Genomic DNA, 20,146 nt, shown 5'->3' on the forward strand with positions numbered 1-20,146 from the left:
TCAGATCTTTTTGCTCTCCGCGGCCTGGACCTTGGCCCAGGAGTCTCGCAGGGAAATAATCCGGTTGAAAATCAATTCCTCCGGGGTGCTGTCCACGGGGTCCACGCTGAAATAGCCCAGCCGCTCAAACTGCCAGCGGCTGCCCGTTTCCGCCGCGGCCAGGTGCGGCTCCACAAAACAATCATCCAATATTTCAAGAGAATTAGGATTGAGATTGCAACGAAAGTCCTTGCCTTCCGGGGCTTCGTTGGGATTGGGCGTTGTGAAGAGATGGTCGTAGATCCGCACCTTGGCCCGCTTGGCCGTCTTGACGCAAACCCAATGCAGGGTGGCCTTGACCTTGCGCCCATCCGGCGTACCGCCTCCACGGGAGGCCGGGTCGTAGGTGCAATGCAGCTCCACAACCTCACCCAGGCTGTTTTTGATCACTTCCCGACATGTGATATAATACCCGTAGCGCAAACGGACCTCCCGACCCGGCGCCAGTCTGTAGAATTTCTTGGGCGGCTCCTCCATGAAATCGTCTCGCTCGATGTACAGCTCCCGGCCAAAGGGCAGCATGCGCGTTCCCATCTCCGGACTCTCCGGATGCAGAGGGGCTTCCAGCTCGTCTATCTGGTCCTCCGGGTAATTGGAGATCACCACCTTCAGAGGCCGAAGCACGGCCATCACTCGCGGGGCCCGGGCGTTGAGCACCTCCCGGACGCAGTGCTCCAGCATGGAAATATCCACCAGTGAGTCGGCCCGGGCCACGCCGATCCGGTCGCAGAAGGTCCGCAGCGCCTCCGGTGGTACGCCCCGCCGCCGCAGGCCGGTGATGGTGGGCATCCGAGGGTCGTCCCAGCCGGACACGGCCTTGTCCTGGACGAGCTGGATAAGCTTGCGCTTGCTGAGCACGGTGTAGCTCAGGTTCAGCCGGGCGAACTCGATCTGTTCCGGATGGCAAGGGGTTTCCAGGGCATCCAGGAACCAGTGGTACAAAGGGCGGTTGTTTTCGAATTCCAGGGTGCAGATGGAGTGGGTGATCCCCTCGATGGAGTCGGACAGACAGTGGGCGAAGTCGTACATGGGATAGATGCACCAAGCGTCTCCGGTCCGGTGGTGGGCTGCCTTTTTGATCCGGTAGATCACCGGATCGCGCAGGCTGACATTGGGCGAGGCCATGTCGATTTTAGCCCGAAGCACATGCTTGCCGTCCTCGAACTCCCCGGCCCGCATCCGGGCGAACAGATCCAGATTCTCTTCAACGGTTCGGTCGCGGTACGGGCTGTTCCGGCCCGGCTCGGTCAAGGTGCCGCGGTAGGCCCGGATATCTTCGGTGCTCAGGCTGCACACATAGGCCTTGCCCCGACGGATCAGCTCCTGTGCATAGTCATGGAGCCTTTCGAAGTAATCCGAAGCGTAGAACAGGTTGTCGCCCCAGTCGAAGCCCAGCCAACGCACGTCGCGCTTGATGGACTCAACGTACTCCACGTCCTCCTTAATCGGATTGGTGTCGTCGAACCGCAGGTGGCAGGCCCCGCTGAATTCCCGAGCCAAGCCGAAATTCAGGCAGATGGACTTGGCGTGACCGATATGCAGATATCCGTTGGGTTCGGGGGGGAATCGGGTCGTCACCCGGCCGTCGTTCTTTCCGGCCCTCAAGTCTTCCTCGACGATGGCCTTGATGAAATTGGGAGCAATGGTGTTGGTTATGTTCGTCATATGATTGACTCCTTGATCGGTCTTTTAGTTCGACCCGGCCGAATCCCGCGTCTTGGCCAGTTCAATAACGCGCTGGAACTCGGACAACGGCACGGCCCCTCGCAACGGCATGCCGTTGACCAGAAACATGGGAGTCCCGCTGAAGCCGAACTTCCGGGCCTCTTCCATATCGGCCTGGATCAGATCAGCCATTTCCGGGCGCTTGCGGTCCTCGGCGAACCGATCTGAATCGAGACCGAGTTCAGCGACGATCTCCTGAAGCACCACCTCGGCCCCACCCCGCAACCGGGCCTGTTGTTCAAAAAGGCGGTCATGCAGTTTCCACGCCGCCTCATGGCTTTGCAAGGCCACGGCTTCATACGCCACGGCCAATTCATGGGAAACCGGATTCAGGGGCAGGTGCTTGAACACCAGGCGCAATTCCCCGGCCTGATCCAGGGCCATCAGGCGTTTGACCGTCTCCGTGGCCTGGCTGCAATACGGACACTGGAAATCCGAATATTCGACAATTGTCACCGTGGCATCAGGATTGCCCCGGATTGGACGTTTGGAAGAAACTTCCGGATTACGGACCATGGCCAAATCAGCCTGTTCCTGCCGACGTTGATCCGCATCCCGCTTGGCCATCACGGCCTGTTCCAGGATTTCCACCAGTTCCACGGGATTATCACGCAGAACATCCAACACTAGTTCGGGATGGGCCGCAAGCAGTTCCCGAACCTCGGACGGCTCGATACTTCCGGCCGTGTCTCGGGCATCAACCGCCTGGGGTGCAAGCCAGCAGAAAACAAACGCCAAGGCCGGAATGAAAAAAGAAAGACGCAAGGTTTTTATCATGGGTCAGTGTGCTCCATTTCGAAGATGAAAAGGCAGTTTTCGGTTCATTTAGGGGTAGCATCCAAAGCTCATTGGGACGGACGAGATTAACCATATAACGGTACACCTCGGCCATTAAAAAAGAGAATGGAACGTCATGACCAACGCTGTCAAGCTGAGGAACACGATGACGACGTGCCCCAGCATCAGTCCTTTCAGGCGCATGGGATTCTGGCTTTTGATCAGCGGAACCAGGCTCAGCCAGGCCAGCAGGGATACAAACAGAAACATCAGCATAGCCGCAAGGGCCGAAGAGTCGGATAGCGCCGCAAGGGCCGTCGGAAGCCGGGGGGACTGGTCCTGGAGCACCATCTCGGCCCAAGAGAGGCTCAAAGCGGCAAACGCCGCCACGCCCCAAAGCACCTGGATCACGCCGGAACTCAGGGCCCTGGTGGCTAAGGTCCGCGCGGCCCAGGCGTAGTAGTCCCGTCCGTAGTCTTCCTTGTTGCGCCGCGCCACCAGAAACAACAGCCCACCGCCACCGGCCAGGGCCATGGCCAAAAACAGGCCTTGGGCCCAGACCAGCCAGGCCTTGGGATTCTGAAGCAGGTCCGGCAGGACCAAGGGATCCATTTTTGGGGCCAACCCCTCGGCACGAACGAGTTCCAGCCAGCCGACCACAAAAAACATCAGAGCGGCCATCCAAGCCAGACAGGAGATGCCGCCAAGCACGAAATGCACTGACGACCCTTTTTTATGTCGCCTCCAGGCCCGGGCAGTAACGATGGACGTCAGGACGGCCAGCATGGCCACATGTCCGGGGATGTCGAAAAAGAGATGATAAAACTGCCGCAGCTTCTCGGACACAGGCCATATCTCGCCGATCCACAGCCCCCACCTCGCTGAAACAAGCAACAGCCAGACGCCCAAAACGAGCATCCCGAACTCGGATATCTGCTTGGCCAGCTTGTCCGCGAACACCCTGGACGATTTTCCGTATGTCGCAGCGGTAAGCACGGCCACGAAAACCGCGCCCATGGCAATCAGTCCGGGCAGGAGCAATCCCGCCAGGCCCAGGGCCGGAAGCAGCACGTCCGGCGCGACCAGGGCCGCTATGTCTTCCATCCGCATGATGTTTGGCTCCCGAAAGTCTTATCTTTCAATAATTTCGCGAATAATATAGGACTTATCCTTGGATTTCTCGTAGTATAACTTGGACATCATGTCCGCGAGGAGGCCGCTGACAAAGAGTTGCAATCCGGTGATCACGGAAAAGGCGGACAAAAGCGGCCAAACCGTGTTGGACAGGTTCTGGCCCTTCAGGAACAAGATCACCGTATACAACGAGAAAATCAGTCCGATCCCCAGCATGACCATCCCGGCACCGCCCAACAGGTGCAGGGGCCGGACCGCGTACTTGTTCCAAAACCACACGGAAACCATGTCCACGAAGCCTTTCATGGCCCGTTTCCAATTGTACTTGGAAACTCCGGCCACACGGGGCCGATGATTGACCTCCACCTCGCCCACGGTGAAGCCCTTGATCTTCAGCAGGGCCGGGATGAAGCGGTGCATCTCGCCGAAGAGATTGATGTTCTCGAAGCACTCCCGTCGATAGACCTTCAAGGCGCAGCCACTGTCATGGATTCTATCCTTGACCAGCACGTCCCGGAGCATCTTGGCCCCATTGGAAAAGAACCGCTTGGAAAAATTATCCTTACGGTTCTTGCGCCATCCCGAAACCACATCGTAATCGTGCTCTTCCAAAAAGGCGATCATCCGGGGGATGTCCCGGGGGTCGTTCTGTCGATCGCCGTCCATGGTCACGATGTATCGGTATCGGGCCTGCTTGATCCCGGCGTCGAACGCGGCGGTCTGTCCGAAGTTGCGGCGAAACCGGACGATTTTCGCCGGAGAACACTCTTTGGCCCGCTTCAGCGTCTCATCCTCGGACCCGTCGTCCACCAGGATGATTTCATACGTATACCCGTTGGCTTCGCAGACATCCTTGATCTCCCGGTGCAGTTCCGCCACGTTGCCCTCTTCGTTGTACAAGGGCACTACGACTGATAATTCCGTCATGATGGCAACTCATCTTTTTTCATAACTGTTCGACAAACAAGTAAAATCAAATCGTACTCGTGCTCAGCCCAGCCCCATTCGATCTAAAACCCGCTGGAATCGGTCATGGAACCTCTCGGCAACAAAGGCTTCCCGACGCTCCCGTTGGGACTGAATCACCCGTTGCCGGACTTGCTCGTCACGGATCAGCACATGGGCCAGAGCGGCCAGTCGGGAATAGCTCTCCACCCGGTGGATCAACGCTCCGGCTCCGCCCATGGTTTCCGGGACCGCGGAACTGGCTAGAGCCAGCACGGGGATATTGAACCACATGGCTTCGATCAGCGGTACGCCAAAGCCCTCATGCTCGCTCATGGACCAAAACAAGTGAGCCGTGCGGTAGCAGGACTGCAAGCTCGAATCAGAAATGCTTCCCAGAAACACCACGTTGTTTCCAAGGCCGAACTTATCCACCATCCAGGTCAGGCTGACATAATAAGGGTCCGCCAAGTCGTAACCGCCCGCCAGGATCAACCGGGCAAAAGGATCCAGGGTCCGGTACGCGGCAAAGGCCCTGATCAGTTGGTCCTGACGTTTGTTCGGCGCCAATCGCCCCACGAACAGTATATTCGTCCGTCCGTCCTGAAACCGGGCCATCAGGGTCGGCCCTGGAGAATTGTTCCACTGGGCGGGATCCACGATCAAGGGCAGTACGCCCGGATCATGAAATCCGGCCAGAGCCAGTTCCTGGGCGTTGTAGGCCGATACGCCGACGCTGAGGGAAAATTTGGCCGCCAATAAACCGAGTTCAGTCCGGCCGCCTTCCAGCAGACTCACCCGAGCGTCGCTGTAGGGCGTGTAGAAATGAGCCGGAGTGATATTATGGTAAATCAGGCATTTCGGCCCATTGTGGGTCGCGGCAAAGGGCGTCAGATCAGAACCGATGGAATGGTGGTAGATCAGGCCGTCGCCGGGTTTGATGCAGCCATCCTGAAAAGGATGGGCCAAGTGCTGGGCCGCGGAGTCCAGGTGCTGTCCGGGCAGATAGATTTCCGAGGCCAATCCCCGGGCAAGGAGCTGTTCCCGGATGGCCCGGGCATAGTTGGAAATGGCGTCGCCCAAGCGAAAGCCGGCCACAATCTGATGGACCGACCGGCCCGAGGAGCGCACTTCGACACGGCTTGTTTCCGGCGGCTCCGGCGCAGGGGCCGAGGTCGGAATCAGGCCCAATGCCTGTTCATAGCGATCCACCACTCGTTCCCAGGAAGCGTGTTCCCGGGCATAGGCCTGGCCCAGTCGTCCCAGAGAGCTCAGCTCGTCCTCGGACGCCTGCTCCACGGTTGCGAACAAATCAACCCATTGATCCAGGGTCTCCGCCAGCCAGCCGCCGCCACTCCGACGGACCACCGTGGCCGTGGCCAGACAGCGGCCATGGGCCGCCACCGGCCGCTCACTGAACCAGGCCTCCATGATCACCCGCGAATAGCTCTCGTTTTCGCTGGGATGAAACAAGGCCCGGCATTTGGCCAGGAGGACGGCCTTGTCCTCTTCGCTCACCAAGCCCAGATCCACCACGCCGCGTTCCCGATCGTCGTAGGAACGATCCCCCGGACCGGCGAGAACCAGTCGTAACCGGGACTCCGGGTGGCGGGATCGATAAGCCTGGTGGGCTCGAACCAAAAAGTCCGTATTCTTATGCGGATCCCTCCGGCCCAGGCAGAGCACGAAGGCCTCTCCCGCCTGATCCAGAATCCGATTCGTATCCGACCCGGCATGCGGAGCGACCAGTTCCACCCCCGCGCCCACCAGCACGCCCTTGGAGACGATCCCGGGGCCGTAGAGCCGCTCGGCCAGAGCCTGTTCCCCGGCGGACAGATACAGTATCCCCCTGGCCTTCCGGAAAATTCGCTCCACCTGGGGCAGATAGGCGTAAGCTTCGTCGTGCAGGCAGGGCATCAGAAAGGCTCGTTCCGCCACCAGCGGCAGCCCGTTCAAAATCGGCCCGTACAGATAAGGCAGAAAGACCACGGCGGCGTAGTTTTGACCCTGGCCGCGCAGATGGTTCAACAGCCCCTGGGCGTTGACGCTGTCCGAGGCGAAAACTTCGGACGCATTGCCCGGCACCGGACTGACTCCGGGCTTGAGCATGTCCCGGTCCAGGCGCAGCAAGTGGCCGTTCAGTGCGTTGAAATCGTGAAATGAGCTTCGGCGCAGGGCGAACCGGCGGATGACCAGGCCATCCTCGCGACTCACGCCTTCGGGATAATGGTTCTCGGCCCAATGGTCCTGAAACGAGCGACCGCAGGTGGTCAGCACCTCGACGCCATGGCCCCGAGCCGCCAGCCGGGTGGCCATCTGCCAAGCCTGCTGTTCGGCCCCGCCCTTGAGGTCCTTGCCGAACCAGGGAATGACGATGGCGATGGTTCGCCCTATGGAATTGGTGTGCACGGTGAAATCGGATCGATGAAGTGATGAGAAGACGCGGTCCGGATCATATCTGGAAAGATCAGGCATGGACTCCTTGATCGAGACGACGAGGCCGGGACTATCCCCCGCGACGTCAGCCGCGGTCCCGCAATTCCCGCAACTCACTTTCCAGGCGGTCCACCATGGCCTGCTGAGCCGCGGCCCGGGTCTGCATATCGCGCAACACCTCGGCCAGCTTGTGTTGCCCGCGCCGGACCTGTTCGTTGAGCTGGCGATTGACGGCCATGGACTCCCGCAAGGCCTTGATCAGGGCCAGATTCACCGTGCGCTGCTCCCGGAACAGCACCTCGTAGAATCTCAGGATGAAACGATGCAGAAATCCCAGATATTTCAGGGGAAACCGGCTCATCCTGGCCGGCAGCACGGTTCTGGACGGGAAACATTGGGCCGCTTCGTTGACCAGACCTTCCACATGATAACTACGCAAGGCAATGTCATCCTGCAGGGCCTTGATCATCGGATCGCCCTGATCCGCGTTCATTTCCGCCAATACGGCCTCGATCTTGGTATTGAGTTCGTCGACGGAGATTCCCGCCGCGGTGATATCGGTGGTTTCAGGCATTATTCTTGGGTTCAACGGTTCAATGGTTCACGGTTCTCAAGCTGAAGGCAGGATCACAGCCTCTCGGCTTGTCACTGTCCACCCTGTCGCCAAACATGTGACGTCTCTCTTCTGACTCCTGTCTTCTGTTTTCTGAATTCTGTCTTCTACCCCTTCACCCTCGCCTCAACCATCATTCGAGCCACGTCCGGCATGGCGAACTTGGCTCGCCACCCTAATTCTCGCGCGGCCTTGGTCGGGTCGGCGCGGCTGATCATGATGTCCGTGGGGCGGATGAATTCAGGATTGGTGCGCACATGACGGGTCCAGTCCAGGTCCAGACGCTCGAAGACCATCCGGACAAAGTCTTCAAGGCTGAAGGTTTGGCCGGTGGCGATCACGTAGTCGTCCGGGGTGTCCTGCTGGAGCATCAGCCACATGGCTTCCACGTACTCCGGGGCCCAGCCCCAGTCCCGCTGCACGTCGATGTTGCCCAGGGACAATTCACCGCCGCCCTCCCGGGCGATCCGGCAGGCAGCGGCCACGATTTTCTGCGTCACAAAGCGTTCCGGACGCAGGGGGGACTCGTGGTTGAAAAGAATTCCGGAGCAGGCATAGAGACCGTACGCCTCGCGATAATTGGCCACTTCCCAGAATGCCGCGGACTTGGCCACGGCGTAGGGGCTGCGTGGCCGGTAGGGTGTCTCTTCGTTGGCGGGCACTCCCTGGGTGTTCCCGAAGCATTCGCTGGAACCGGCATTGTACAACCGCACCGGTCGTTCAAAAAACCGAATCGCCTCCAACAGACTGATCACCCCGACGCTGATGCTCTCGAAGGTCTCCATGGGCTGTTCAAAGGACAGCCCCACGGAACTCTGTCCGGCCAGATTGTAGATTTCATCCGGCTCGGAGCGGATGATGGCCTGTAATACGCTGCGAAAATCATTCACGGCCACGGAGAAGAGCGTGACCCGGTCCAACACGTCCAGCCGCCGCAGGTTTGCGAACGAGGACATCTGCACGTCCCGTGACGTACCGAAAACCTGGTAGCCCTTGTCCAGCAGCAGTTTCGTCAAATAGGCCCCGTCCTGCCCGGAGATGCCCATGATCAGGGCTTTCTTTTGTTTGTTCGGCATGTCCTTGGATCTGTTCAGGGTTACCATTTCGGAAGGGATGTTCATGAATGCGATGGCCTTGCGTGAAGCTGTTCTTTATGGTCAAATTTTCAGCTTGTCCACCTGGAACCCTATGCACCACATCCACCACTCATCACCCAGCAAACCCGACGTCCTGCTGCTCACGGACGCCTTGCGCGACACGCCCCTGACCGGCATCGGCCGGTACGTTCTGGAGTTGGCTCGCGGGTTGCGGACGCATCACGGGCTTGGCTCAACGCGTTTTTTCGCGGGCCGCGGCTGGGTGGCTGATCCCTGTCTGCCCTTTGCCGAAAGAGCGGAGGCATGCGTGGAAAAAAACGGATGTCTCCAGTCACTGCGCAAGACCCTGCCCTGGCGTTGTTTGCAGGACCAAATCAGCTTCAATCTGAAAAAGGTCTCTTTTTGGACAAAAAACCGCCGGGGGGCAACCCCGATTTTACATGGGCCCAACTATTTGCTTTTGCCCTACGACGGTCCGAGCGTGGTCACGATTCACGACCTCTCTTTCATTCATTACCCCGAATATCACCCCAGGGAGCGGCTTGCCCTGCTGGACCGGGAGTTGCCCAGAACTCTGCGCCAGGCGGACCACGTACTTACGGACTCGGAGTTCGTTCGCCGGGAAATCATCCGGATTCTGGGTGTGGCCGAGGATCGAATCAGCGTCACGCCTTTGGGCGTGGACCCCGTATTTCAGCCCATGTCCCTGGAGCGCACCTGGCCGGTCTTGAAAGAGTTGGACCTGGAACACGGACGCTATCTGCTCTGCGTGGCCACACGGGAACCGCGCAAGAACCTGACCCGACTGCTCACCGCTTTTTCCGGTCTCCCGGCTGGACTCAAGTCCGCTTTTCCTCTTGTCCTGGCCGGTTCCGGCGGATGGCTGACCGAAGACCTGGAACTACGAATCCAGCCTCTGGAATCCTCCGGGCTGGTCCGTCGGCTGGGCTATGTTCCGGAACCCAACCTGCCAGCCCTGGTTGCCGGAGCCGGGGGGCTGGCCATGCCGTCGTTTTACGAGGGCTTTGGCCTGCCCGTGCTGGAAGCCATGGCTTGCGGAGTGCCGGTGCTCACCGCCGACCGCGCCAGTCTGCCCGAAGTGGCCGGAGACGCGGCCCTGCTGGTGGACCCCGAGGATGAGCAGGCTATCCGCGAGGGGCTGGAACAATTGCTGACGGACGACCGGTTTCGCCGGACGGCCAAGGAACGCGGGTTGAAACAGGCCGCGCGATTCACCTGGGCTGAATGCGTGGACCAAACCGTGCGGGCTTACCTGCTTGTTTCGCGAGGCAAACCATGAAGCTCCCGACGAAACGGCCCGCAAAGCGCCTTTGGGTGGACCTCAGCCTGACGGCCCAGACAGAGGCAGGCTCCGCGGTGTATGCCTGGGAAATCTGTCATCGCCTGATGCGCCAGGCCATGCCCATGCAGGTCCTGCCCCTGACCAGCCCTTTCCGCGTCCTGGACCGAACCGGCATCCGGCGCAAGTTCAACGCCCTGCTCCGGGATCTGCTCTGGCGGCCCGTGCTGGCCGGTCTGGAAGCCCGTCCAGACGACTGCTTCCTCTTCACCAACACCTTTGTGCCCCGCAAATTCTGGCATCGAAAATTTGGCGTGATCATCCTGGATCTGGGCGCATGGCACGACCGCGCCCTGCTCTCCTGGCGCGGTCGCCTGGGCACCCGCTCCCTGCCCACGGTTCTTGCCCACGCGGCCCATATTTTCGCCATCTCGGAATACACGGCTCAAGATGTTGCCCGTGAGTTCGCCATTCCCCGTCATCGGATCAACTTGGCCTCCTGCGGACTTTCAAAGGCTTTCCTAGACCCGCCTGCTCCTCTGACAACGATCAACAACGTCTCCTTGCCCCCGCGATATCTGCTCCACGTGGGCAGCCTGGAACCCAAGAAGAACATCCCCTTTCTGCTCCAGGTCTTTGCCCAACTCCGACAACAGGACGAGAACCCGGCCTCGCCGCAAACCGAAGCCCGGCCCTCTTGCAAACTCATCCTCACGGGAGGAGAATCCTGGCATGACGCATCCCTACGCCAGACCATCGCGGAACACCCGTATTCCGAGGACATTCTGATCCTGGGACATGTGGCACCGGAAGACCTGCCCGCGCTGTACCGCCAAGCCGCGGCTCTGGTCTTCCCCTCCCTGCTGGAAGGTTTCGGCCTGCCGGTGATCGAAGCCCTGTCCCAAGGCACTCCGGCCCTGGTTCAGGCCAACAGTTCCCTGGCCCAGTTCGTAGCCAATGGAGCCACGGTCCTGAACACCTTCGAGCCCGACCTTTGGGTCCGTGGCCTCCAGGAAATACTTGCCTCGGAAACCAGAATCCCCGAGATGCAAAGGCAGGCCGTTCGGGAAGCGTTCAACTGGGACCGCACCGCGGCGATTATTCGCCGGACCATGCTTGGAGCGACATGACATTCTCATCGGTTGATCTCGGCATCCATCGTCCACTGCGCGTCGGCCTGAACCTCCTTTACCTTCTGCCCGGGATCGTGGGCGGAACGGAGACGTACGCCGCGGGGTTGCTGCGGGGGTTGGCCGAGGCGGACGACGGGTTGGAGTACGTGGTTTTCCTGAACCAGGAGAGCGCGGACTGGCCTTTGCCCGACATCCCGGCCTTTCAGAGGGTGATCTGCCCGGTGCGGGCCTCCAACCGGGTCCGCCGGCTACTGTACGAACAATTCCGACTGCCCGCCCTGGCCCGCCGCCACGGCGTGGACGTGCTGCATTCCCTGGGCTACGTGGGCCCGGTGCTGGGCCGCTGTCCCGGCGTAGTCACCATCCACGACATGAACACCAAGGGCCACGGCCGAAGCATGCCGCTCTCCAAGCGTTTGGCCCTGGCCTTTCTGGTCCGTTGCAGTGCCCACGCGGCCCGCCAGGTGATCACGGTTTCCGAGTTTTCCCGCCGGGAAATCCACCACCACCTCGACTTGCCCCTGGAACGCATCCAAGTTGTCTACGAAGCCCCGCTGCCACCAACATCAGTACATCAAAAAGCAACAGCCTCTCCCGTAGCCGATGCCTCCCTCCACAAGCAACCTCCCCAGGCGGACGCGCCCTTCATCCTGGCCTTCGCCAGCCAGTCCCCGCACAAGAACATCCCCCGGTTGATAGAAGCCTTTGCCCGGATCGCACCCTCCGTGCCGCACCATCTCATCCTGGCCGGGCACCTGCCCGGGGACGGGGCCGCGGACCGGGCTATCAGCCGATGGGACATTGCCCACCGTGTCCGGCTGACCGGCTATCTGCCCCGGGCCGAGGTGGATCGTCTGCTGTCCAAGGCCGCGCTGTTCGCCTTTCCATCCATGTACGAAGGGTTCGGCCTGCCCGTGCTGGAAGCCCAGGCCGCGGAGACGCCCGTGGCCTGTGCACGGCGCGGTGCCCTGCCCGAGGTGGCCGGGGAAGGTGCGGTGTTTTTCGATCCGGAAAATGTCCTGGACATGGCCGCGACCCTGGCCCACGCCCTCACGGACGAGGATCTGCGCCACAGCCTCGTGGCCCAAGGCCGCCTCAATCTGAAGCGTTTTTCCTGGACCGAGGCGGCCCGCCAAACCCTGGACCTTTACGCCCGGGCCGCCTGGCGCGGCCGAAACAGATACGTCGGCCCTCCGGCCAACCCCTCGGCCGTTCTTGGGCACGGCGCTTCAACGAGTTCCCTCGACCACTTCGCGGACGAGTCTCCGGGCTTCACCAATGAAGAGTCCTCCTACGACGACCAGACGCTCCCGCGCCCCCACGCCAGAACCAAGCCGAAGCAGCCCTAATCCATGACCGCTTCTTCCGCCAAACTCCCCGAAGACGGCGTTTCTCAACAAGAACAGGAACGCGCCCCGGAACACCCTCCGAAACACTTTCGGGTCAGCATCGTCACCGCGGTGCTCAACGGCGAAGCGCATCTGGCCGACGCCATCCAGAGCGTCCGCGAGCAGAGCTATCCCCACATCGAGCATATCATCGTGGACGGCGGCTCCCGGGATGGAACCGTCTCCATCATCCAAGCCCACGCGGACGGAATCGCCAAATGGGTTTCCGAACCGGATCAGGGCATTTACGACGCCATGAACAAGGGCATCAGCATGGCTACGGGGAGCATCGTCGGCACGCTCAACGCCGATGATTTCTACCCCCGACCGGACGTCATCGCCGACGTGGTCCAAACCTTCGCGCAAACCGAGACCGACGCGGTGTTCGCCGATTTGCTGATGGTGGACCGGGCCGATCCGCGCAAAGTCATCCGGTTTTACGACTCCTCCGACTTCCACCCCGGACGCTTTTGCCAGGGCTGGATGCCGCCCCACCCCACTTTTTTCACCCTGCGGGAACACTATCAACGCTTTGGGCTCTACCGCACGGACTACCGCATCGCCGCGGACTACGAACTGCTGACCCGCTTCCTGGCCCGCCACGGGCTCGCCTACACCCGTATCCCCAAGGTGCTGGTGCACATGCGTTCAGGAGGGGTCAGTTCCAGGAACCTCAAGAGCAACTGGGTGCTGAACCGCGAAATCGTGCGAGCCTGCAAGGAAAACGACATCCACACGACCATGCCGCGTCTGCTCTGCAAGTATCCTCGGAAATTACTGGAGTATGTCCGCAGACCTGAAAAATGAGACACGCGCTTTTTCGCCCCTCTCCAACGGCACCGTTGGTTTGTCACTGAAAAATAGCAATGCCGCACGATTCCTCCTCAATGACAAAACAAAACACTTTTATCGTGAAGGGAACCATGCGGCATTGACGGAAAGCCGCTTCGTCGACCGGCGAGAGGTCTCGGCTACAGCAGTTTCTTGGCCGCATCCAAGGCCAGTTCGTAATTCGGCTCCTGCCCTACTTCCTTGACCAGCTCCATATACCGAACGGTTTTCTCACGATCCACGACGAACACGGCCCGGGCCAGAAGGCGCAGTTCCTTGATCAGCATGCCGTATTCAGTGCCGAACGAGGCGTCTTTGTGATCGGAAAGGGTCAAAACGTTGTTTACTCCGGCGGCGGCGCACCAGCGTTTTTGAGCAAAGGGCAGATCCATGCTGATGACCAGGATCTGAACGTCGTCTCCCAATTTGGCCGCTTCCTGATTGAAGCGACGGGCTTCGAGGTCGCAGACCGGGGTGTCCAGGGACGGAACCGAGGTGATGATCGTCACCTTGTCCTTGAGGGATGAAAAGCTGAACGGCTTGAGGTCGTTGTCCACGACCTGGAAATCCGGCGCGGCGTCGCCTTCCTGAACCGTGTTGCCAGTCAGCGTTATGGGCTGGCCTTTCAACGTGATCAAACCAAAACGTTCCTTCATGATCGGCTCCTTGTTGTGGTTATGTTTCTCGAAAGTACGTCCATCTGGGCGGTGATGCGGCGAAGCAGGTGTTCGCCGACGGGCATTCACCGGGCATCTCTTGGCAATCTGGTTCCGGAAGAGTAACCTTCACGATTCGGAGTTGCAAGAACCCCGCGCAATTCTTATGAACATCCGATTCAAGACGCCAATCTAGAGACCAATCGCATGCCCGCTTCCACCACCCGACTCCTCACCGACATGTTCGACGCCATGTTGGCCCGCCTTGGTCCAAGCGGATGGTGGCCGGCCCAAAGTCCGTTTGAAGTGGTCCTGGGCGCGATTTTGACCCAGAACACCAACTGGTCCAACGTGGAAAAGGCCATTGCCAGCCTGCGCCGGCACGACCTGCTCGACCCGGAACAGCTTCGCTTGGCTCGGCCGGAGGCCGTGGAGGAGTGCATTCGACCATCGGGGTTCTTTCGGCAAAAAGCCAAAAAAATCCAAAATTTTCTGGACTTTCTGGACCAGGAGCGCGCATTGGATATGAAGGATCTTGCCCTTCTGAACACCGTTGAACTGCGCGAACGGTTGCTGGCAGTCAAGGGCATCGGTCCGGAGACCGCGGACAGCATTCTGCTCTACGCATTGGACCGCCCGGTGTTCGTGGTGGACGCTTATACGGCCAGAATCTGCAACCGACATGGACTTGTTCCCGAAGACGTGGATTACGCCGAGCTGCAAGATATGTTCATGTCTCATCTTCCGGAACAGGTTGAACATTACAACGAATACCACGCCTTACTGGTGCGGGTCGGCAAGGAGTGGTGCCGAAAACGGAAGCCGCGCTGCGATGAGTGTCCCCTGCGACCGTTTCTCCCCCACTACTCCCCTCCCGGGTATACCCCCTGAAACTCCACTTTCCGTGCTCTCCACGCATCCCATGAAAGCATCGCCCTTTGCCTTTTCTCGAATCCGTTGGCCCCAGATTTGGTTTTGGACGGTCATGATTTTACTCTTTCTGAGCGGTCCAAGCCCGGCCGCGACCACGGGAACCATTCAACGCACCCTGGAAGAGCGTGAGCGCGATATCCGTACCCACGAAGATATTCTCAAAGGCCTTTCAGAGCAGGAACGCGCCTTGTTCGCCGATCTGCAGGAAGTGGAGGCCCGGTTGCGGGCCACTGCGGACGAGATCACGGAACTGGAAACACATCTGGATCGCCTGCGTCAGGAAGAACGCGTCCGGCTGAAGGACTATCAGGAACTGGACTTGGCTCGGGCCCAAACCAGCGAGGAACTGGGCCGTCTGCTGGCCCTGCTCTGGCCGGTGCATTTGCAGGGCGTGGAGCACAATCTCCAGACGTTGACCTCCTGGGACGAGGCTGACCGGCAATACAATTGGCTGTCCCGGATCTACGACCTGGTTCAGGACCGAATCGATCAACTTCGCCGACAGGGGCGGGAATTGGCTCTGGGACTGGCCCGACTGGAGCGGGCGCGAGAAGAAATCACCGCGCAGATGCTTCGAATCGAAGCCGGCAAGGACCGACTGCTCAAGCAAAAGCTGGAATTCCTGCGCCGCGTCCAGGAGGTGCGCGCGCAACAAGTCTCAGCTGAAGAACAAATCAAGGAAATCCTGCAAAGCATCGCCGAGCTGAACTACCGGCTCCAAACCCTGACATCCAGGAACTTCACGGACTTGCGTGGTCACATGACTTGGCCGACCCAGGGCCGGGTCGTGGAACGTTTTCGGCCTCAGGCCGACCCTCCGCACCGCGGCTTGAGTTTCGCGATGTCCGAGAACGCAGCCGTGCGCGCCATCTCCTGGGGCAAGGTGGTTCATAGCGACGTGCTCCGGGGTTATGGCCACGTGGTCATTCTCTACCACGGTGAAGATTATTACAGCCTGTACGCGTTTCTGAACAACCCGCTTGTCGCCGTGGGTCAGGAAGTGGAAAAGGATGAACAGATCGGAGTAGCGGGGCGTTACCCCAAAGTGGATGGTCCGGGGCTCTACTTTGAATTGCGTTTTCAGCAAAATCCCGTTAATCCTGATATCTGGCTTGTCGCCGATTAACGGCGGCAATGGCGACGGCAACGAGTGAATTGACAAGAGAATCCGGATACGGAAGCCGGAGGGACCGCGGAAACCCCGTCGACGACAAGCCGCACCGGAACGTATATCCCTGCACGGTGCTTTCGGGCGCCGTCCACCATATCAGCACACGATTTCAACATGCATTCGGAGGTCATCATGCGGGTTGTCCACTGGGTCGGCACCGTTACACTTCTTTTCTTGCTGGCCGTCACTTTCGGTCAGAGCATGGCCACGGACGAGGAACGCTACTCGCCGCTCAAGCGCTTCAGCCAGGTCTTGGACTTGGTGGAGCGTTATTACGTTCAGGACGTGGATCGCAACGAGATGATCCAGGGCGCCATCCGGGGCATGCTTCAGGAACTGGATCCCCATTCCAGCTTCATGACCCAGGACGCCTTCCGGGAAATGCAGATCGACACCTCCGGGGAGTTCACGGGGATCGGCATTGAGATCAGCCTCGTGGAAGGCAGGCTGACGGTCGTGTCCCCCATCGAGGACACCCCGGCCTTCCGTGAGGGACTCAAATCCGGAGATCATATTTTGGAAATCGACGGCCAATCCACCCAGGACATTACGATCATGGACGCCGTGAAGCTGATTCGAGGGCCCCGGGGCACAACCGTGGATCTGACCATCCTGTCCAAGGGCGATACCGTTCCCCGCACCGTGACCATCAGCCGCGACGTCATCCCGATGCACACGGTCAAGCTGTTCGAATTGGAGCCCGGAGTGGTCCTGGTGCGGCTGACCAGCTTCAAGGAAACCACCATGGACGACCTGCGGGAAGCCCTGGACCGATTCGACCTTGATCAGCGCGTTGGGCTGATCCTCGACCTGCGCAACAACCCCGGCGGATTGCTGAACCAGGCCGTGGCCGTGGCCGACGCCTTTCTGCACGAGGGCAAAATCGTCTATACCAAAGGGCGGTCGGCCCAGGCGGAAATGAACTTCGACGCATCCCGCAACGTGCTGGACAAGGAAACGCCCATGGTGGTGCTGATCAACGCCGGTTCAGCCTCCGCCTCGGAAATCGTCGCCGGGGCCCTGCAGGACCACGGACGGGCGTTAATCCTGGGTGAACAGACCTTTGGCAAGGGGTCCGTGCAGACGATCATCCCCCTGGCCGACGGCTCCGGGATCAAGCTGACAACGGCGGTCTACTATACGCCCAACGGCCGCTCCATCCAGGCCAAGGGCATCGACCCGGACATTTCGGTTCCCTTTGTCGCCTTGAGTGACGACCAGCGAGAAGGGCGCATGCCTTTGGTTCGCGAAGGCGACCTGATCCGACACCTGGAAACCGGCCCGATTCCCCCGGACCAGCGCGATCACCCCAGACCCCAGGTCCTGGAAATGCTCGAACGGGACAACCAGCTGCGCTTGGCCTTGGAAATGGTTAAGGCCATGCCCAGACTCAAAGCGCTCCGTTAACCTCGCAAACCGACATGGGTCGGCGATGACCGGTAAAACAACGAAAAAAAACGGCAAGCCCTCCCGCTCTTCCACCTCCACGAAAAGTGGTGGCAAGGGCGGGGGCAAGCCCAAGAAAACCGCGGCCAAAACCGGCCGCAAACGATCATCCCGTAAGGTTTTTTCCAAGCTCTGGGTGATGCTCATGGCCGCGGCCACCGGTTTGACCGCCATCACCCTTGTCTGGGCCTTGAGCCTCTCCCCGGTGGATACCCTGTCTACGGACATCGCGACGATCGACAAACCGGTCTCAGCTCCAGCCCCAACTTCCTCCCCTCAATCTGTTTCCCGGCCCGCGCCCACGCAGCCGGCCAAGGTCGCCAGCTTGAAGACTCCAGCCCCAGCGAACCATGTCCGCGCCCGCATCGCGCCCGATGCCGCCCCCCCACCTCCGTCACACCGTCAAGGCTTGGTTTACGAAGTATTCGACACGGAACTGCTGGAGCAGCAGGTCAAGGAGGTCGACTTGGCCTTGGTCCAGACCATCATGGAGTTGAACCTGGACCCTCGCTCGGTGCGGCATCTGGACATTCAGATGAAAACCAGAAACGGGCAGAAATACCACACCCAGTCCCTGGCCATCGGCTTGGACCGGGATGCCCGAAGCTTCGAACAGACCCTGCGCCGCAACCTGGAACTTTGGGTGCATAACGCGGAACTGCGGCAGATTAACGGTGGGCCCGGCAAACAAGAATTACGGATATCCCTGCTCAATTTGCCGACGCATACTCTGTTTCTGGAAGAACACGCCCGCAAACCCCTTCCGCCCCCCTCTCCCGCTCAACCGGGAACCGGTCCGCGACTGGTGGTGGTGATCGACGACCTGGGCGAGAACGTACACCAAGCCAGGGAACTGGCCGCCCTATCCTTCCCGGTGACCTTCGCCGTTCTGCCCAATATTTCCAAAAGTCGGGAAGTTGCCCGGATCGGAGCCGCCGCGGGCCGCGACGTGCTCCTGCACCAGCCCATGGAACCCCTGGACTACCCCCACCGGGCCGACCCCGGCCCCGGGGCCCTGTTCGTGGGCATGGAGGATGAGCAAATCCTGAGAATCCTGCGGAACAATCTGGCCCAGGTTCCCCAAGCCATCGGGATCAACAATCACATGGGCTCCCGGTTCACCGCGGACGAGTCGGGCATGTCCACGGTGCTCCAGGAGTTGAAGCGTCGCGACCTCTTTTTTCTGGACAGCCTGACCACCGGAGATTCCGTCGCGGACGAACAGGCCCGCAAAATCGGCCTGGAGCACCTTCGCAGGCACATTTTCCTGGACAACATTCCCAATGTCCAGGCAATTCTGTTCCAACTGCGCAAGGCCGAGCAATTGGCCCATAACCAGGGGCAGGTGATCGCCATCGGCCACCCCTACCCGGAAACCCTGGAAGCATTGAAGCTATGGGAGCGCGAACGTGATCAGCGAATCAACGTCGTCTCCCTCGGCTCCCTGCTCTCCCGCCAGTCCTTGGCCGAGCGCTGACAAACCAATTTCATCATGTTCAACCTGTTTTTCATCCCAAAGGGCACCATGCCCGAGGAGCGGGTCGATCTGTTGGCGCGTGGGGACGGTCTGCGCATCGAGCGAATCATCTCGCTGGGCCATGTTTCGCCTCCCGATTTCTGGTATGACCAGGAACTGGACGAATGGGTCGCCCTCGTACAGGGCGAGGCGGAAATCCGCTTCACGGACGGAAGGACCAAGACCCTCAAAGCCGGAGACTGTCTCTTTCTCCCAGCCGGCTTGCGACACCGCGTGGAACGCACCAGCGACGACCCGCCCTGCATCTGGCTGGCCGTGCATGGCCGGATGACCGACAAGGCGCATTCCTGATCCGTGCGCACCCCGCAAATGGATTCAACCTTCGCCGCCTTTTGATGACCATAGGAGAGACGATCATGCGCCGAATACGCTTTCCCATGACTCTTGTCTTTTTGACGTTCATGGCCGTCGGCTGTTCCTACTCCAGCGTCGGCCACTTGCAGCGTCAGCCCTGGGTATTGAACGCGGAACAACAACTGGAGATGCGTTTCTGGCGCTTTACCTACGTCGCGGAGTCCTATGGCGGACAGTACCGAGTCAAGGGACGGGCGGTCCCCAAGACGGAAAACCTTCCGGCTGATTTGAGTTGGATCGAGGATTTATGGCTGGCCGCCTATCTCAGCGACGACCAGGGACGGGTCCTGGCCCAGGATTTGCGCGTTTACTCCAGCCTCATCCTGGATCCCGCTCAAGGAGTGTCCTTCACGTTCACCTTGCGTCCGGACCGGCTCAACCGCACGGCCTCTCTCCAGATCACCTTCGGCTACAACATGACCCTCGCCCCGCATGAACACTACATGGCTCAGGAGGCCTCGGAAAAAAAACACGCGGGGGAACGCGGCTCAGTGTTCTTCGCTCATGAGGGGGCATTAACCAGAATCTGAATCGATGGCTGGTGAGGGTCGATGGCTCTTCAGCCCTGTCCTTCACGTGCCCGTCCCGCCACCTCGCAGCAACTTCTGGACATCGACACGGATTCTTTTTA

Annotated in this window: 18 protein-coding genes; 10 read left to right on the forward strand and 8 right to left on the reverse strand. The window is 60.0% G+C overall.

The genetic code is table 11. The features are described from left to right. The 7 genes from GY33_RS0112930 to GY33_RS0112960 form a co-directional block, all read right to left on the reverse strand. Positions 1–1,704: a glutamine--tRNA ligase/YqeY domain fusion protein gene (locus tag GY33_RS0112930; protein ID WP_031387731.1), complete on the reverse strand. Its 1,704-nt coding sequence runs from the start codon at positions 1,702–1,704 to the stop codon at positions 1–3. Positions 1,705–1,728: 24 nt separating this feature from the next. Continuing rightward, positions 1,729–2,541 (reverse strand): DsbA family protein, encoded by an 813-nt coding sequence (locus tag GY33_RS0112935; RefSeq protein WP_051822614.1) that lies wholly within the window; start codon positions 2,539–2,541, stop codon positions 1,729–1,731. Positions 2,542–2,655: 114 nt separating this feature from the next. After that, positions 2,656–3,651: a hypothetical protein gene (locus tag GY33_RS0112940; RefSeq protein ID WP_031387733.1), complete on the reverse strand. Its 996-nt coding sequence runs from the start codon at positions 3,649–3,651 to the stop codon at positions 2,656–2,658. 21 nt (positions 3,652–3,672) lie between these two features. Continuing rightward, positions 3,673–4,602, reverse strand: a complete 930-nt coding sequence (locus GY33_RS0112945) for a glycosyltransferase family 2 protein (protein WP_031387734.1) — start codon at positions 4,600–4,602, stop codon at positions 3,673–3,675. Between the two features lie 63 nt (positions 4,603–4,665). Continuing rightward, the gene (locus GY33_RS0112950) at positions 4,666–7,095 is read right to left on the reverse strand and encodes a glycosyltransferase family 4 protein (RefSeq protein WP_084185157.1); all 2,430 of its coding nucleotides are present in this window, start codon (positions 7,093–7,095) and stop codon (positions 4,666–4,668) included. A gap of 46 nt (positions 7,096–7,141) precedes the next feature. Continuing rightward, positions 7,142–7,630, reverse strand: coding sequence for a hypothetical protein (locus tag GY33_RS0112955; RefSeq protein WP_031387736.1), 489 nt, complete (start codon positions 7,628–7,630; stop codon positions 7,142–7,144). Between the two features lie 146 nt (positions 7,631–7,776). Further along, on the reverse strand, positions 7,777–8,790 hold the full coding sequence (locus GY33_RS0112960) for a GDP-mannose 4,6-dehydratase (protein ID WP_235185524.1): 1,014 nt from the start codon (positions 8,788–8,790) through the stop codon (positions 7,777–7,779). On the opposite strand from GY33_RS0112960, the gene GY33_RS20585 reads away from it, so the two are divergent. The 4 genes from GY33_RS20585 to GY33_RS0112980 are packed head-to-tail and all read left to right on the forward strand — an operon-like array spanning position 8,789 to position 13,394. Beyond that, on the forward strand, positions 8,789–10,066 hold the full coding sequence (locus GY33_RS20585; RefSeq protein WP_161788476.1) for a glycosyltransferase family 4 protein: 1,278 nt from the start codon (positions 8,789–8,791) through the stop codon (positions 10,064–10,066). The two genes, GY33_RS0112960 and GY33_RS20585, sit on opposite strands and share 2 nt — an antisense overlap. Next, complete coding sequence (locus GY33_RS19920; protein WP_031387739.1) at positions 10,063–11,196, forward strand: glycosyltransferase family 4 protein; 1,134 nt, start codon at positions 10,063–10,065, stop codon at positions 11,194–11,196. The genes GY33_RS20585 and GY33_RS19920 overlap by 4 nt, the downstream gene beginning before the upstream one ends. Further along, positions 11,193–12,548, forward strand: coding sequence for a glycosyltransferase family 4 protein (locus GY33_RS0112975; RefSeq protein WP_031387740.1), 1,356 nt, complete (start codon positions 11,193–11,195; stop codon positions 12,546–12,548). Before GY33_RS19920 ends, GY33_RS0112975 begins: the two co-directional genes overlap by 4 nt. A gap of 3 nt (positions 12,549–12,551) precedes the next feature. Further along, positions 12,552–13,394 (forward strand): glycosyltransferase family 2 protein, encoded by an 843-nt coding sequence (locus tag GY33_RS0112980; RefSeq protein WP_084185160.1) that lies wholly within the window; start codon positions 12,552–12,554, stop codon positions 13,392–13,394. Positions 13,395–13,558: 164 nt separating this feature from the next. On the opposite strand, the gene tpx is transcribed toward GY33_RS0112980, so the two are convergent. After that, positions 13,559–14,074: a thiol peroxidase gene (gene tpx / locus GY33_RS0112985; protein WP_031387742.1), complete on the reverse strand. Its 516-nt coding sequence runs from the start codon at positions 14,072–14,074 to the stop codon at positions 13,559–13,561. Positions 14,075–14,281: 207 nt separating this feature from the next. On the opposite strand from tpx, the gene GY33_RS0112990 reads away from it, so the two are divergent. The 6 genes from GY33_RS0112990 to GY33_RS0113015 all read left to right on the forward strand — a co-directional run bounded on the left by GY33_RS0112990 (position 14,282) and on the right by GY33_RS0113015 (position 20,045). Then, positions 14,282–14,965 carry an endonuclease III domain-containing protein gene (locus GY33_RS0112990; protein ID WP_031387743.1) on the forward strand — a complete coding sequence of 228 codons (684 nt, stop codon included), beginning with the start codon at positions 14,282–14,284 and terminating at the stop codon, positions 14,963–14,965. A gap of 94 nt (positions 14,966–15,059) precedes the next feature. Next, a complete protein-coding gene (locus GY33_RS0112995; RefSeq protein WP_031387744.1) occupies positions 15,060–16,133 on the forward strand; it encodes a murein hydrolase activator EnvC family protein in 1,074 nt (357 codons plus the stop codon). A gap of 177 nt (positions 16,134–16,310) precedes the next feature. Next, the gene (locus GY33_RS0113000) at positions 16,311–17,585 is read left to right on the forward strand and encodes a S41 family peptidase (protein WP_031387745.1); all 1,275 of its coding nucleotides are present in this window, start codon (positions 16,311–16,313) and stop codon (positions 17,583–17,585) included. Positions 17,586–17,610: 25 nt separating this feature from the next. Next, positions 17,611–19,101, forward strand: a complete 1,491-nt coding sequence (locus GY33_RS0113005; RefSeq protein WP_051822616.1) for a divergent polysaccharide deacetylase family protein — start codon at positions 17,611–17,613, stop codon at positions 19,099–19,101. A gap of 15 nt (positions 19,102–19,116) precedes the next feature. Next, the gene (locus tag GY33_RS0113010; protein WP_031387747.1) at positions 19,117–19,452 is read left to right on the forward strand and encodes a cupin domain-containing protein; all 336 of its coding nucleotides are present in this window, start codon (positions 19,117–19,119) and stop codon (positions 19,450–19,452) included. Positions 19,453–19,517: 65 nt separating this feature from the next. After that, entirely contained in the window at positions 19,518–20,045 is a 528-nt protein-coding gene (locus GY33_RS0113015; protein WP_051822617.1) for a hypothetical protein, read from the forward strand. Positions 20,046–20,146 lie beyond the last annotated feature (101 nt).

This window comes from Desulfonatronum thiodismutans (assembly GCF_000717475.1).
GTDB classification, from domain to species: domain Bacteria; phylum Desulfobacterota; class Desulfovibrionia; order Desulfovibrionales; family Desulfonatronaceae; genus Desulfonatronum; species Desulfonatronum thiodismutans.

Excerpts from the sequence above, each read along its gene's own strand:
- GY33_RS19920 (WP_031387739.1), top strand. The coding sequence starts at position 10,063 with ATGAAGCTCCCGACGAAACGGCCCGCAAAGCGCCTTTGGGTGGACCTC.
- GY33_RS0113010 (WP_031387747.1), top strand. The coding sequence starts at position 19,117 with ATGTTCAACCTGTTTTTCATCCCAAAGGGCACCATGCCCGAGGAGCGG.
- GY33_RS0113015 (WP_051822617.1), top strand. The coding sequence starts at position 19,518 with ATGCGCCGAATACGCTTTCCCATGACTCTTGTCTTTTTGACGTTCATG.
- GY33_RS0112930 (WP_031387731.1), bottom strand. The coding sequence starts at position 1,704 with ATGACGAACATAACCAACACCATTGCTCCCAATTTCATCAAGGCCATC.
- GY33_RS0112945 (WP_031387734.1), bottom strand. The coding sequence starts at position 4,602 with ATGACGGAATTATCAGTCGTAGTGCCCTTGTACAACGAAGAGGGCAAC.
- GY33_RS0112975 (WP_031387740.1), top strand. The coding sequence starts at position 11,193 with ATGACATTCTCATCGGTTGATCTCGGCATCCATCGTCCACTGCGCGTC.
- GY33_RS0113005 (WP_051822616.1), top strand. The coding sequence starts at position 17,611 with ATGACCGGTAAAACAACGAAAAAAAACGGCAAGCCCTCCCGCTCTTCC.
- GY33_RS0112995 (WP_031387744.1), top strand. The coding sequence starts at position 15,060 with ATGATTTTACTCTTTCTGAGCGGTCCAAGCCCGGCCGCGACCACGGGA.
- GY33_RS0113000 (WP_031387745.1), top strand. The coding sequence starts at position 16,311 with ATGCGGGTTGTCCACTGGGTCGGCACCGTTACACTTCTTTTCTTGCTG.
- GY33_RS20585 (WP_161788476.1), top strand. The coding sequence starts at position 8,789 with ATGAATGCGATGGCCTTGCGTGAAGCTGTTCTTTATGGTCAAATTTTC.
- GY33_RS0112940 (WP_031387733.1), bottom strand. The coding sequence starts at position 3,651 with ATGCGGATGGAAGACATAGCGGCCCTGGTCGCGCCGGACGTGCTGCTT.
- tpx (WP_031387742.1), bottom strand. The coding sequence starts at position 14,074 with ATGAAGGAACGTTTTGGTTTGATCACGTTGAAAGGCCAGCCCATAACG.
- GY33_RS0112990 (WP_031387743.1), top strand. The coding sequence starts at position 14,282 with ATGCCCGCTTCCACCACCCGACTCCTCACCGACATGTTCGACGCCATG.
- GY33_RS0112950 (WP_084185157.1), bottom strand. The coding sequence starts at position 7,095 with ATGCCTGATCTTTCCAGATATGATCCGGACCGCGTCTTCTCATCACTT.
- GY33_RS0112955 (WP_031387736.1), bottom strand. The coding sequence starts at position 7,630 with ATGCCTGAAACCACCGATATCACCGCGGCGGGAATCTCCGTCGACGAA.
- GY33_RS0112960 (WP_235185524.1), bottom strand. The coding sequence starts at position 8,790 with ATGAACATCCCTTCCGAAATGGTAACCCTGAACAGATCCAAGGACATG.
- GY33_RS0112935 (WP_051822614.1), bottom strand. The coding sequence starts at position 2,541 with ATGATAAAAACCTTGCGTCTTTCTTTTTTCATTCCGGCCTTGGCGTTT.
- GY33_RS0112980 (WP_084185160.1), top strand. The coding sequence starts at position 12,552 with ATGACCGCTTCTTCCGCCAAACTCCCCGAAGACGGCGTTTCTCAACAA.